This window comes from Arthrobacter sp. K41, assembly GCF_059089645.1.
On the sequence record NZ_JBNHEW010000003.1, the window covers coordinates 563,782 to 576,624 of the forward strand.

General features: G+C 64.9%; 11 protein-coding genes and 1 pseudogene. 8 read left to right on the forward strand and 4 right to left on the reverse strand.

The genetic code is table 11. From position 1 onward, the window contains the following. Nucleotides 1–70: 70 nt before the first annotated feature. Nucleotides 71–661: a hypothetical protein gene (locus tag AC5RTE_RS10155; RefSeq protein ID WP_494041253.1), complete on the reverse strand. Its 591-nt coding sequence runs from the start codon at nucleotides 659–661 to the stop codon at nucleotides 71–73. Between the two features lie 156 nt (nucleotides 662–817). On the opposite strand from AC5RTE_RS10155, the gene AC5RTE_RS10160 reads away from it, so the two are divergent. The 6 genes and pseudogenes from AC5RTE_RS10160 to AC5RTE_RS10185 all read left to right on the forward strand — a co-directional run bounded on the left by AC5RTE_RS10160 (nucleotide 818) and on the right by AC5RTE_RS10185 (nucleotide 7,270). Continuing rightward, nucleotides 818–1,732, forward strand: a complete 915-nt coding sequence (locus tag AC5RTE_RS10160; protein WP_494041254.1) for an MSMEG_6728 family protein — start codon at nucleotides 818–820, stop codon at nucleotides 1,730–1,732. Nucleotides 1,733–1,807: 75 nt separating this feature from the next. Further along, the gene (locus tag AC5RTE_RS10165; RefSeq protein WP_494041255.1) at nucleotides 1,808–2,710 is read left to right on the forward strand and encodes a nuclease-related domain-containing protein; all 903 of its coding nucleotides are present in this window, start codon (nucleotides 1,808–1,810) and stop codon (nucleotides 2,708–2,710) included. 60 nt (nucleotides 2,711–2,770) lie between these two features. Then, nucleotides 2,771–3,631: an SDR family oxidoreductase gene (locus tag AC5RTE_RS10170; protein WP_494041256.1), complete on the forward strand. Its 861-nt coding sequence runs from the start codon at nucleotides 2,771–2,773 to the stop codon at nucleotides 3,629–3,631. 83 nt (nucleotides 3,632–3,714) lie between these two features. Next, nucleotides 3,715–4,107: a DUF1622 domain-containing protein gene (locus tag AC5RTE_RS10175; RefSeq protein ID WP_494041257.1), complete on the forward strand. Its 393-nt coding sequence runs from the start codon at nucleotides 3,715–3,717 to the stop codon at nucleotides 4,105–4,107. Between the two features lie 86 nt (nucleotides 4,108–4,193). Continuing rightward, nucleotides 4,194–6,269 (forward strand): annotated as a pseudogene (locus AC5RTE_RS10180) (HNH endonuclease signature motif containing protein). Nucleotides 6,270–6,526: 257 nt separating this feature from the next. Continuing rightward, nucleotides 6,527–7,270, forward strand: coding sequence for a YqjF family protein (locus AC5RTE_RS10185; RefSeq protein WP_494041258.1), 744 nt, complete (start codon nucleotides 6,527–6,529; stop codon nucleotides 7,268–7,270). Between the two features lie 17 nt (nucleotides 7,271–7,287). On the opposite strand, the gene AC5RTE_RS10190 is transcribed toward AC5RTE_RS10185, so the two are convergent. Further along, the gene (locus tag AC5RTE_RS10190; RefSeq protein ID WP_494041259.1) at nucleotides 7,288–7,605 is read right to left on the reverse strand and encodes a hypothetical protein; all 318 of its coding nucleotides are present in this window, start codon (nucleotides 7,603–7,605) and stop codon (nucleotides 7,288–7,290) included. Nucleotides 7,606–7,708: 103 nt separating this feature from the next. Here AC5RTE_RS10190 and AC5RTE_RS10195 point away from each other — a divergent pair, with 103 nt between their 5' ends. Beyond that, nucleotides 7,709–8,506, forward strand: coding sequence for a ZIP family metal transporter (locus tag AC5RTE_RS10195; RefSeq protein ID WP_494041260.1), 798 nt, complete (start codon nucleotides 7,709–7,711; stop codon nucleotides 8,504–8,506). Nucleotides 8,507–8,559: 53 nt separating this feature from the next. Here AC5RTE_RS10195 and AC5RTE_RS10200 read toward each other — a convergent pair whose 3' ends face one another. Continuing rightward, nucleotides 8,560–11,064: a Tex family protein gene (locus AC5RTE_RS10200; RefSeq protein ID WP_494041261.1), complete on the reverse strand. Its 2,505-nt coding sequence runs from the start codon at nucleotides 11,062–11,064 to the stop codon at nucleotides 8,560–8,562. Between the two features lie 143 nt (nucleotides 11,065–11,207). Between AC5RTE_RS10200 and AC5RTE_RS10205 the strand changes: the two genes are divergently transcribed. Further along, nucleotides 11,208–11,504 carry a hypothetical protein gene (locus AC5RTE_RS10205; RefSeq protein WP_494041262.1) on the forward strand — a complete coding sequence of 99 codons (297 nt, stop codon included), beginning with the start codon at nucleotides 11,208–11,210 and terminating at the stop codon, nucleotides 11,502–11,504. Between the two features lie 228 nt (nucleotides 11,505–11,732). Here the strand turns inward: AC5RTE_RS10205 and AC5RTE_RS10210 are convergent, their stop codons facing one another. Beyond that, nucleotides 11,733–12,803: an alkene reductase gene (locus tag AC5RTE_RS10210; RefSeq protein WP_494041263.1), complete on the reverse strand. Its 1,071-nt coding sequence runs from the start codon at nucleotides 12,801–12,803 to the stop codon at nucleotides 11,733–11,735. Nucleotides 12,804–12,843: the final 40 nt, after the last annotated feature.

The following is a 12,843-nucleotide window of genomic DNA, read 5'->3' on the forward strand; positions in this document are numbered from 1 at the left end:
ACGCCGGCGCGCCCCCAGAAGGGGCGGGCCGGCGTTGTACGTTTTGAAGGTGTTGCTAGGGACGGTGCCTCTAGCTGGTTGCCGGCAATTCGCGGACGATCCGCACCTTCCAGGCGGAATCGTCGCTCGTGTCCAGGAGGGCAACCGTGCCGTGCGCCAGGTTAAGGGCAACACGCTTGGCAGCGAGCAGCTCCAGGTAGAGGTGCTCGTTCATCCGGCTCGGGGTGTCAATCATGTACTTCACGGCGTCACGGACCTTGCGGTAGTTGGCACTGCGTTCGCGGTGGAGGTGCAGCTCCAAAGCGGAGCGCTGCTTGAGCCGCGGCTCGTGGCGGTTGAGCAAGGTGACGGCGGTGTGCACGGCGACTACCAAGGTGAGTGAGACGCCGTAAATCCACCATCCGCTGGAGAGCAGGAACAGAGGCAGATTAGCGATGGCCACAACTGCGATCACTACGCGCAACGCGGCGATGCGGCGCATAGTGGTGGCGACGGCGGCCATGCCGGCGCGGAAGCCGTGCTGCTCCTTGCGGGCCGCTTCCGGGTCAAGGGTAAATTCGTCAAGGACCAGGATGCCCTTGGCTTCCGGACTTAGCATCTGGCCGTAGCGGGGCTCGAAGGAGCGGGTGTTTTCAGGGGTCTTTTCAGGAGTGGATGTCATCAGAGGGCTTCCATAACGCGGGGGTGGTTGCGGTGATCTTAGTGGGTCCGGCTACCTTGAGTATGCATAGGTCCACGATGTGAACAATTTGATGCCGCGCCTGTGGTGCCGGGCACTGCAATTGGCACATCCGCCGGCGGCCGTCAGACTGAAGGGATGCAAACCTTCCTTCCGTACCCCGATTTCCGGCAGAGCGCCGCCGCCTTGGACACTGCCCGGCTCGGCAAACAGCGCGTCGAGGCACTGCAGACGCTCCGAGCACTGGTGATTCCCGGTTACGGCTGGCAGACCCACCCGGCGATCCGGATGTGGATGGGATATGTGCCTGCCCTGACCATGTATGGGCTGGCGATGGTGGACGAGTGGATCGAGCGCGGGCACCCGGACAACACCCGAGCGAACATCGCTGAATTCGCGCCGCAGGCCGCCCACCCGGACTACGTAGCCAAGATTCCGATGCCGCCGTGGCTGGGGGACCCGGACGTCCACCTTAGCCACCGCTCGAAACTGGTGCATAAAGCGCCGAAAATCTACAGTTCCGTATTCCCGGACGCAGTACCGGAGATGGCTTACGTCTGGCCGGAGCCCAGGCACGAGATACTGCCGCATGAACCTGAGGGCGACATCCTGTGGATCCTTCGCTCACCGCACCAAGATGTGGATCCCCAGGCCCTGGACACGGTGGCGCTGCCGCCGGTTCATGGTTTTACCGATGCCGTGCCTGCTGACCCGGATGATGACTACACGCCGGTCTATATCGAGGACGGGTCCCGCCGCCCCTCAAGGCAGCCACGCAAGGCCCCGCCGAAGCAGCTGGTGAAGAAACCTACGCGCAAGCGGCTGGCCCAGGAGGAGGCTTTCTCCACGCTTCCGGGAAAGACCCCCGTGGCCGTCCCGTTCGAGCACGGCACGAAGTTTGCGGTGGGACAGGTTGTGGGCAGGCCCATCACACTCAAGGACGGCAGGTTCGGCAGGAACTTTACGGTCACCGAGATCATCGACCGGTCCGCGTTCGCCTACCCCGCACTGCTGCAGGACCCTCGCGTGTTCTTCCCGGTGGAGGCACCGTAGGCCACCATGTCGCGCTGATCGCATACAGTTATGCCCATGTGCGCGTGACGCACACCATCAGCTTGGGGGCAAGGTATGGGTGCAGGTGACGGCGCTGCCGAGCAGGCGCGAATAGCGGCGGAACGGGCAGCAAAGCTTCGGCGGCAGCTGGATTATGCCGAACGGTCCGAACGGGCATGGGCAGCAGGGGCGGCCGGGGAAGCCCGGGTCGCCGCCTTCCTCGAGACGCTTCAGTCACAGGGCTGGGCGGCTCTTCACGATGTTCACTGGCCGGGCCGGCCCAAAGCCAACCTGGATCACGTTCTGATAGGGCCAGGTGGGGTCATCGTCATTGACGCAAAGAACTGGTCAGGGGACGTACAACTTCGCAACGGCGTTCTCCGGCAGAACGGCTACTCCCGGGAGCGTGAAGTTGCCGGCGTACTGCAGCAGGGCGCCGCCGTCGCGGCCCTTCTTGAGCCACAACACCGCCGCTACGTCCAGGCATGGGTGTGCATGGTGGGGCAGCCCGTTGTGCAGGGGTCAACGGCCAGCGGCGCACGAGTCCAGGGCATCGACACCATGAAGGACGCTGTAGCGGCCCTCCCGCCCGTGCTGGACTCGAACACCATCGGTGTTATCCACCACCACCTCACCAACCTGCTTGCCGGGACAACGAGTCCTACGCTGGTGACCACCGCACACGTACCAACAGGCTCGCCGGACTTCGCGCATTCTTCCGGTCCAGCCGCATCCCTGGCTCAGTGGCGTACTGCCCGCCACCCGGACCATGATCCGCACATTGTTCGCCCGCCCGTTACGACTGTGCCCAGGCCCGGGCTCAGGAAGAAACCGGGATGTCTTGGGGTGCTTTTCCGATTGGCATTGATGATCTTCATCCTCGGCGTGCTCCTCAACGTGCTGTCGCAGCTTACGCCCCAGCCGCAGGGTCCCGCTGTTCCGACTCCAGCGATAATGTCTACCCTCCCGGACCCCTGACTTCACGGACTCCCCAAGCACGAATTCGGACCAGGACAATGAACTGGCAGACTGTCAGCCATGACTATCCTCCTTGCTGGCTGTGGTGATCTCGGAACGGAGGCGGGGCTGCGGCTCGCTGCCCAGGGCCACCGCGTGGTGGGCTGGCGCCGCTCCCCCGGCAAGCTGCCGGCCGAGATCGAAAGCGCGGCGGCGGACCTCAGCGCGCCCAACCTTCCGCCAGTCCCGAAGGACACCACCGCCGTCGTGATAGCTGTAGCCGCAGACGCACCAACGGAGGAGGCCTACCGGGCCGCGTATGTGCAGGGACTCGCCCACGTCCTGAACGCATTGGAGCGCGACGGCGTCACCCCCGAAAGGGTGCTCTTCGTTTCCTCCACCGCTGTTTATGGCGACGCCGGCGGCGGCTGGGTTGACGAAGGGACGGCCGCTGTCCCCGGCGGGTTCTCCGGCCGCGTCCTTTTGGAGGCCGAGGACCTCCTGCATGCCAGCTTTGCGGGGACTCGAACGAAGACGTCGGCACTCCGGCTTGGCGGCATCTATGGACCCGGCAGGACCCGGCTGATCGACCAGGTTCGCAGCGGTTCAGCCATCGTCCCGGAAGATGTCCGATATACAAACCGCATCCATCGGGACGATGCCGCTGCGGCGATAGTCCATCTCATCACCATGCCTACTGTCCCCGCGCCGGTTTATGTCGGCGTGGACGACGAACCCGCTGACCTCGGCAGCGTGCTCCGCTTCCTGGCCGCCGAGATGGGCTTGGCCGAGCCCCGAGTTGGAGACGCCGGACCGGCGCGGGGCGGCAACAAGCGCTGCCGCAATGGGCTCCTGCGCAGCACTGGTTTTGAGTTCAACTTCCCGTCGTTCCGGGAAGGCTACCGGGACATCCTTGCCGGGAATGGGGTCCGCCACCCCTAGAGTGGGCTTGCTCCCGCCTGCCAGCGCTTAGGCTGGCACTCGAACGCCAGCAACTTTGACCCGACGCGAGTGAGGCAGGAACTGTGGACTTTCGGCACATCATCGAGACGGTCGGAGAATTTGTCGACTTTGCCGGGGTGGCCGTGATGGTCATCGGGGCACTGGTTTCCATTCCCTTGGCACTCCGCGGACACCAGCCCCGCAGCCTCCCAGCGGGAGCTGAACGCCTCAGCACCTACCGCCTTTACCGGCAACTGCTGGGCAGGTCCATCCTGTTGGGGCTAGAACTCCTGGTTGCGGCCGACATCATCCGCACCGTTGCTGTCACACCGACGTTCGAGAGCGTGGGAGTCCTGGCCATCATTGTGCTGATCCGGACCTTCCTGAGCTTCTCGCTGGAGCTGGAGATTACGGGTCGGTGGCCGTGGCAGAAGGAACCACGTGCCCCTGATTCCGCGAACGCTCCTGCGCGTTGATCCTGTTGGATGCCGTGAAGCCTAGGTTTTCCACATAGCTGCTTTTGGGGAGCTGTTTTGTCAGGGGTGTTTGGCAGAGTTGTCCTATGGAAGCCATTGGGGAACAGCTTGCGGAGTTCGGCGGTTCTGCCGCTGTGCTGGCGCGGGCTGGCAGCAGTTCCGCCGGTGGCCTGGAGGCGTATGACGGCGGCTCCCGCCCAGGTCTGGCCGGTCGCCTTCGCGTCGTTCCCGGCATTCCCGCACCCCATAAACCCGAGCCGTTTGAACCCAAACCTGATGAATCTGACGCGGACGAAGCTGCACCGGATGAATCTGAGTTGGGTGAAGCCGCGCGGGGTGAACACGAGCAGGCTCTAATCGCCGCCTCGGCCTTGGCATCCGGTGCGCGGTCTGTTGCGCCGCTGGGTTTGGCCGAGTGTGGCCGGCTTCTGACGGCGGCCGCTGCAGCCGCACCGGGTGTGCTGGCCGGGGCTGACTACGTTAAAGCCGCTGATTTCGCCGGGCACGTGGAAGACCTCTCCCGGACCGTGGAGTACCTGCAGGTCCTCGCCGCAGGGACCGTGGACCGCACCTGAACACAGGCCATTACCGCCGCCGACACCGCCCGGACCTGCCGGGCCCGGACAGGCAAAGGCTGGGTCACCGGCTGGGACAACGCCGTGGAAACCCTGACCGAAACAGACACCGCCTGGCCGGCAGCTCCAACAGCAACCGGTACACCTACTGCCCCTATGGTCACCTCACCGGCCGATGACGGGTGCGCCACCACCGCCGAGTTCCTCCGCCAACGGCTCCGGATCGGCAAAAGCGAAGCCCACCGCCGGCTCGCCCTCGCCGCGGACATCCTGCCCGCCACCACCCTCACCGGCCAGACCCTCCCGGCCCCACGCGAACACCTCACCACCGCCCTCACCCCAACCCCCGGCACCGCCGCCCTCACCCCCGCCGCCGGCACCGGCTCTGGTGCCGGCCCGGCCGTGTCTTCCCGGGCCGGGACCATCATCAGCCTGACCCTGAACCGGCTCCAACACCTCACCACCGGGGAGTACCTGGCGCTGATCGAGGAAAACCTCACCACCACCGCCGCGGCCGCCGACCCCGACTTCCTCACCCGCGTCGCCCGCCGCTGGGCCGAGACCATCGACGCCGACGGCACCGAACCCAGCCAAGAAGCCCTCCGCCACACCCAGGGCGCGTTCATCCGCAAACCCCGCCACGGCCTGCACCACCTCGACATCTACGCCACCACCGACCAATACGAACACCTCCTCACCGTCATGAACACCGCCACCAACCCACGCACCAACACCGGAACTAAACCCGGCACCGGCACTGCAGCTGAACTAGGGCCCAGCACGGGCACGGGCACGGATCACTGGCGGGACCGCGGCGTGGACGTGGAACTGGACCGCCGCACCAGGCCACAAAAACAACTCGACGGTCTCGTCGGCGCCGCCAAAATCGCCCTGGCCACCAACACCCTGCCCAGCACCGGCGGAAACAGCCCCCAAATCATCGCCACCATCAACTACCAAGACCTCCTCCCCCACCACAAAGCCACCCACCCAACACCCACCACCGGCACACACCCCGGCACCGACAAGAACACCACCACCGCCACCGCTCTCAGCACAAGGACCAGCACCGGCCCCGGCACCGGCACGCCCCTCGGCACCGGCACCGGCACACCCCCCGGCACGGGGAACTTTGTGTTCACCGGGCCCGTCGCCGCCGCCACCCTCCGCAAAATCGCCTGCGACGCCGACATCATCCCCGCACTCCTGGGCACCCACGGCGAAATCCTCGACCTCGGCCGCAAAACCCGGCTCTTCACCCCCACCCAACGCCTCGCCCTCACCGCCCGCGACCAAGGCTGCACCTTCCCCCACTGCACCATCCCCGCACCCTGGTGCGAAGCCCACCACATCACCTACTGGTCCCACGGCGGAACCACCACCATCAACAACGGCGCCCTCCTCTGCAGCAGCCACCACCACCTGATCCACAAAGAACAATGGACCATCACCACCATCAACGGCACCCCCTGGTACACACCCCCAAAACACCTCGACCCCCACCAAAAACCCCAACAAAACCACTACTTCAAACCACCCCCACCACCCCAAGCCACCACCGAAACAACCACCACCGCGCGGAAATGAAGGTGGGCCCCAACTGGGCATGCTGCGTAAACAGCCTCGTCCCCGGGGAGCCCGAGCGGCTGCAAGGACCGAACTGCCGCCCGTAGGCGCACGCCGTAAGCCGGTATCTCGGTTGCGGGAAGGCACTGCTTCCTTTTGATCACCTCCATTAGGCTTCACAGCATGACGTCCGCCTGTGCTAAGGCTGATTCCCCCGAACCACCTTCACGGCGTCGGCCGGCTTTCCAGGGGTACTCGAGCACTGGCAGGAGCGGGCGATGAACCAACACCTAAACAGGGCGCTACGGTGGCCGCTGCCGGAGGAACTGCCTCTTCCTGTCATCATGGATCAGCGATGGATAGATGCCGTTTTCCTGCACTGGCGCATTCCGGAACCCGTTGCAGCCCGTTTTATGCCCCGGGGCGTTCAGCCGGATACCTTCGACGGAACCTCCTGGGCCGGCCTTATCGGCTTCCGCATGAAGGAGGCGGGCATAGGACGGGGACCAGACATCCCGCACTTGGGAAGTTTCACTGAGGTCAATGTCCGCCTCTACTCCAGGGAGTCCGACGGCACGCGTGGTGTGGTTTTTCTGAGCCTGGACGCAAACCGGCTGCCCGTGGTCCTGGCCGCTCGGGCGGCCGGCATACCCTATGTTTGGTCGCGCACCGGTTACACGCCGCCGTCGGCTTTGGCCCCTGTTACCAGCTACTCAGTCCACAGGTTCAGGCAGGGCGCCAGCAGCATTTTCCGTGCTGCGCCGAATCTTGGGAAGCCTGCGGACGATCCACTGTCCATTCATCTGACTGCGCGCTTCGGGCTGCACAGCACTTTCAGGGGCCGTACGGTCTATATCCCGAACACCCACGAACCGTGGCCCCTGTACGTTGCAGACGTGCTCGAACTAGAAGATGGTTTGCTTGGAGCCGCAGGGATGGAAGTGGCTGGCCCGCCGGATTCCGTACTGTACTCGCCCGGGGTCCGGACCCAATTCGGCCGGCCCCGGTTCGTGGGCCGATAACTGACCCCGAAGGTTCGCTAAACGTCCTGCCAGCCGCGGCCTTTACTGAACCTTGCCACGAGGTTCCCAACCCCGGCGTTCAGGGAGTTGGACGGGTCGAAGTACAAGGATGCCTCAGTTGCACGGCTGTGGGTGATCAACTGCTCCGCCTCCAGCTTAGCCTCGGGAACAGTAGCCCCGATGATGCCGGTTCGCGCTGGCAGCTCCGGAGTGTGCACAACATCTGCACTGGTCTGAGTCAGCGGAATGGTGGTACCGGAGTTGATCTCATGGTGCGGGAACTCAAACTCGGCGTCGTCGGCGGCAGGAATCGTGTACTCCAGGAAATATGTCATGAACCCACCTTTGCAGAAACCCCCTCATCACGGAAAGTGCGCCCACCGCATCGCGGGCCGGTTAAGTATTCCCACGTCAAGGGCCTGCTCCTATACTTGCGGCATGATGATGTCGCTGTGGTTCGGCGTCATAGCATCCAGTGCTTTGGTCCTGGGTGCTTTCATCGGTGTCCGCTTCGAACTTCCCAAGCGCCTCTTGGCCATGTTGCTCGCCTTCGCCGCAGGTGCCCTGATTACAGCACTCGCTTTCGAACTGTTCGAGGACGCCTACGAACACGGCGGGATCGTCCGCGCGGCCGTCGGTCTAATGGGCGGGGCAGTAGTGTTCACGGTCCTCAGTGCACTGTTGGACCGATGGGCCCAAGCAGGCGACGACAAACAGGCCACTCCTGCAGACGAGCTCCAGGGCAGCGCCAAGCTGGACACCGATGCAGCTGCCAGCGATAAGGCGCCCACAGCTGCATCAACGCGTGGAGCAGCAGGCCTGGCGCTGTTGGCAGCAGTAACCCTTGACGGTGTGCCGGAGAACGTTGCCCTCGGAATCGCGCTTGGTGAAGGAACCGGCGGTTTAGCACTCCTCGCGGCCATCTTTGTCTCAAATTTCCCGGAAGCACTGGTAGGTTCGGCATCCATGCGCAGCCAAGGCCGGTCAACCGGAAGCATCCTCGGACTCTGGCTGGCATGTGCGGCCCTGCTGGTGATCGCCGTCGTAGTGGGTGCGGGACCGCTGTCCGGAACAGACCCGAAAGCCATCTCCATCCCCCTGGCTTTTGCCGCCGGCGCCGTGATCGCATCGCTTGCGGACACCCTAATGCCCGAAGCATACGAACACGGCGGCCCGGCCGTCGCCCTGAGCACGGCCGCAGGATTCATCCTCGCGTTCGTGCTGTCACTGGCCTAAGGCGCAGCTGCCGCACCCCCACCTGGACACGCAATCGCCAGCCTCCAGTCCGGCTACTTGCCGAGCCCCGCCCTGCGCAGCGCTTCAGCCATCGCGGTATCTACAGGGGCCGCCTGGGAAGCAGAACCGCGGCCAGCCGCCGGGGCGCTGCGTGCCTGCTTGCCACCCTTTCGTCCCTGCTCCTGGCCCGCCCCGCGTTCCGACCCCCTGGCGGAGCCCTGTCCGGCACCGGGGCTGCCGCCGCGCCGGCCATTCTGGCCTTTCCCCCCGCGCTCCTGGTTCTGCGGCCGGCCGCCAGGCTTTCCGGCAGCCGTGGCACCGGAACCAGCGGCACCCGAAGTAGGTTCATCCTCAAGCCGCAACGTCAAGGAGATGCGCTTACGATCGGGGTCTGCCTCAAGCACTTTCACCCGGACCACCTGCCCGGACTTCACCACCTCACGCGGGTCTGACACAAAACGGTTCGCCAGCGCCGAGACGTGGACCAGTCCGTCCTGATGGACGCCCACATCCACAAATGCCCCGAACGCTGCAACGTTTGTCACGGTCCCTTCCAGAACCATCCCCGGCTTGAGGTCGGAAATCTTCTCGATCCCCACCGAGTAGGCGGCAGCTGCGAAGGCGGGACGCGGGTCCCGCCCCGGTTTGTCCAGCTCCACCAGGATGTCCTGCACCGTGGGAAGCCCAACGGTATCGTCAACAAACTCCCGTGGGTCCAGCGATGATGCGGGAGCAGAACCGGCGGCAACCAGGATCTTCCGGGCCACCGCATAGGACTCCGGGTGCACGCTGGACGCGTCCAGCGGCTCCGCTCCCCCGGTGATCCGGAGGAAGCCGGCGCACTGCTCGAACGCTTTGGCTCCGAGCCGCGGCACTTTCTTCAGTTCGGCCCGCTTTGTGAAGGGCCCGTGCTCGTTGCGGTACGCCACGATGTTTTCACTCAGCAGCGGCCCGACGCCGGCAACCCGGCTAAGCAGCGCGGGCGAAGCAGTGTTGACGTCGACCCCAACGGCGTTGACGCAGTCCTCCACGACTGCGTCCAGACTGCGGTCCAGCTTCGATGCCGTCACGTCGTGCTGATACTGGCCAACGCCGATGGACTTCGGATCAATCTTTACCAGTTCGGCAAGGGGGTCCTGCAGCCTGCGGGCAATGGACACTGCCCCGCGGAGAGACACATCCATCCCCGGCAATTCGGCCGCGGCGAGGGCTGAAGCCGAGTAGACGGATGCCCCGGCTTCAGAAACCACAAGCTTCTGCGGCTTGCGCTCCACGTCCGGCAGACGCTTTATCAGTTCAGCGGCGAGCTTATCCGTTTCCCGTGACGCGGTTCCGTTGCCAATGGCCACCAGTTCGACGGTGTGCTGCCGTGCCAGCCGTACCAGCGTTGCCAGCGCCTCGTCCCACTTCCTGGCCGGCGCGTGCGGGTAGACCGTGTCCGTTGCCACAACCTTGCCGGTGCCGTCCACCACTGCTACCTTGACGCCGGTCCGAAGCCCAGGGTCCAGTCCCAGCGTCGCCCGGTTCCCGGCAGGTGCTGCCAGCAGCACGTCCCGAAGGTTGGCGGCGAAAACGCGGACGGCCTCGTCCTCTGCGGCGGCGAACATCTTGCCCCGAAGATCGGCCGTCAACCGCGCGAGCACGCGCGACCGCCACGCCAACTGCGCCGTTTCCATTAGCCAGCTGTCAGCGGGACGTCCGCGGTCGGCGACCCCAAGGCACCTGGCCACCGCTGACTCGTACCGGGAACGCGCGGCGGCAAGGGCGGCGTCGTCTGTGGGGTCTGCTTCGGCGAGATCGAGCTCAAGGACGCCGTCCTTCTCGCCGCGCAGCAAAGCCAATACCCGGTGCGACGGCATACCCGCCGGGGCCTGCGCGAACTCGAAGTAGTCAGCGAACTTCTGCCCCTCGGTCTCCTTCCCCTTCTTCACGCGGGACACCATGCGGCCCTGTGTCCAAAGACGCTCGCGCAGGGTTGCGGCGAGGTCGGGATCCTGCGCAACCCGCTCCACGAGAATGGCCCTCGCACCGGCGAGCGCGGCAGTTGCATCACCAACGGCGTGCTCAGGGTTGAGGTACTTGGCGGCCTCACGGTCCGGGTGAAGCTCCGGCCGTTTCAGCAGCGCGTCGGCCAGCGGCTCCAGGCCGGCTTCACGGGCGATCTGTGCTTTGGTCCGCCGCTTGGATTTAAAGGGCAGGTAGATGTCCTCGAGCCGGGACTTGGTATCAGCAGCGAGGATCGCTTTCTGCAGCTCGGGGGTGAGTTGGCCTTGCAATGCAACGGCGTCGAGCACCGTACGACGGCGGTCCTCCAGCTCGCGGAGGTAGCGCAGGCGCTCATCGAGGTCGCGAAGCTGCGTGTCGTCCAGCGTGCCGGTGGCTTCCTTGCGGTACCGGGCAATAAAGGGGACGGTGGAGCCGCCGTCGAGCAGCTCCACCGCTGCTTTCACCTGCCAGGCTTTGACACCCAGTTCGGCTGCTATCTGGCTATAGATTCCGTCCTCCCTTTTGCTGGGTGCGGACGGTGTAGGGGAAGGAGCATGCGGCAGTTGGGTCACCAGAACATCTTGCCCTAAGCGCTTGGCCCGCTCCACTGGCGCTGAACGCCGCCGCCTGGGAGCTGGCTATTCCGCTGCCGCCCGCAAAGTGCTGTAGTTGGAATACCGTCACAAGGCACCCATCGCTCGAGGAAGAGGGCATCATGCGGGAACTGCTTATTGTGTTTCAGGAGGGGTTCGAGGAAGCGAACATCACCGTGACGGTGAACGGCAAGCAGGCGCGGCGGGACTTGGACGTTTCCACAAATCCGATACTCGGCATCGCGTCTGAGGTGTCCGTGGAGCTGCCGGCAAAGGGCGCGCACGTCGGAGTTGAAGTGACGAACAAGGGCCTAAAGGCGATCACGAAGGTCAGTGGAAAGCCCAAAAGCGTGCTGGTGTCCATCGAGGACGGCAAGCTCGTGATGACAGAAGGAACCGGCCGGGAGGCGCTTCTTTAGCACTTCCTGCTGTCGCTGGACCCGCCCCTAGTAAAACTCCATTTGCTGGAGTAGCATTCGATCACCGCCGGGACCCCTGTGGAGCCCGGTGGGCCAACTTCAGTAGCCGAAGGCCGTCGGATGGCGTTCGGCGCCCGCTGCCGGGACAGCACACCGGACAGCAAACGACGGCGGCACCCAGGCCGGGTGCCGCCGTCGTTGTTATCGCGTAATTGCGTTGAAGGGCAATTAGCCGGCGTAGGCCGGGTAGTCTGTGTAGCCTTTGGCGCCTTCGGCGTAGAAGGTGGAGGGGTCGGGCTCGTTCAGCGGCAGGCTCTCGTTCCACCGCCGTGCCAGGTCGGGGTTGGCGATGGCGGGACGGCCCACCACCACCGCGTCAGCGTGGCCGTCCGCCACCAGCGCAGCCGCTTCCTCCCGGGTGGTGACGACGCTGAAGCCGGTGTTGACCAGGAAGGTGCCGCCGAAGCGGGCGCGGAGGTCCTGGACCAGTTCGCCGGCCGGTTCGTGGTGCAGGATGCTGAGGTAGGCGAGGTTCAGCGGGGCGATGCTGTCCACCAGCACCTCATAGGTTGCCCGGACATCTGCGGCGTCAACCTCCGCAATGCCCTGGACGTTGTGCTCCGGCGAGATACGGATACCCACCCGGTTGGCTCCCACTGCTGCCACAACCGCGTTGACCGCCTCAATGACGAAACGAGCCCGGTTCTCCGGGGAACCACCGTAGCTGTCCGTGCGGATGTTGGAGTTCGGTGCCAGGAACTCATGAAGGAGGTAGCCGTTGGCCGAGTGCAGCTCCACGCCGTCGAACCCTGCCTCTATGGCGTTCAGCGAGGCGGCCACGAATTCCTGAAACACCAAAGGCAGTTCGTCCGTGGTGAGTGCGTGCGGCACGGGGTAGGGCTGTTTGCCCGAGGGGGTGCGAACGTCGCCCTCAATGGCTACTGCACTGGGGGCGACGATGGTGTTGCCGCCTGTGATGTCGGGGTGCGAGACCCGGCCGCCATGCATAACCTGGGCGAACATCCGGCCGCCTTCGGCGTGGACCGCGTCGGTGACCTTCTTCCAACCGGCTACCTGTTCCTCAGTGACGATGCCGGGCTGGCCGGGGTAGGAACGGCCTGCCTGGCTGGGGTAGGTTCCTTCGCTGACAATCAGGCCAAGCGAAGCGCGCTGGCGATAATGCTCCGCGATGAGGGGTCCGGGAACACCATCCTCTCCGGCGCGGAGCCGGGTCAGGGGCGCCATCACCAGTCGGTTCGGGAGCTCAAGTTCGCCAAGGGCCAGAGGGGAAAACAGCATGCGCGTCCTTTCGAAGTATTCGACGTACTGTCTGGCGCAA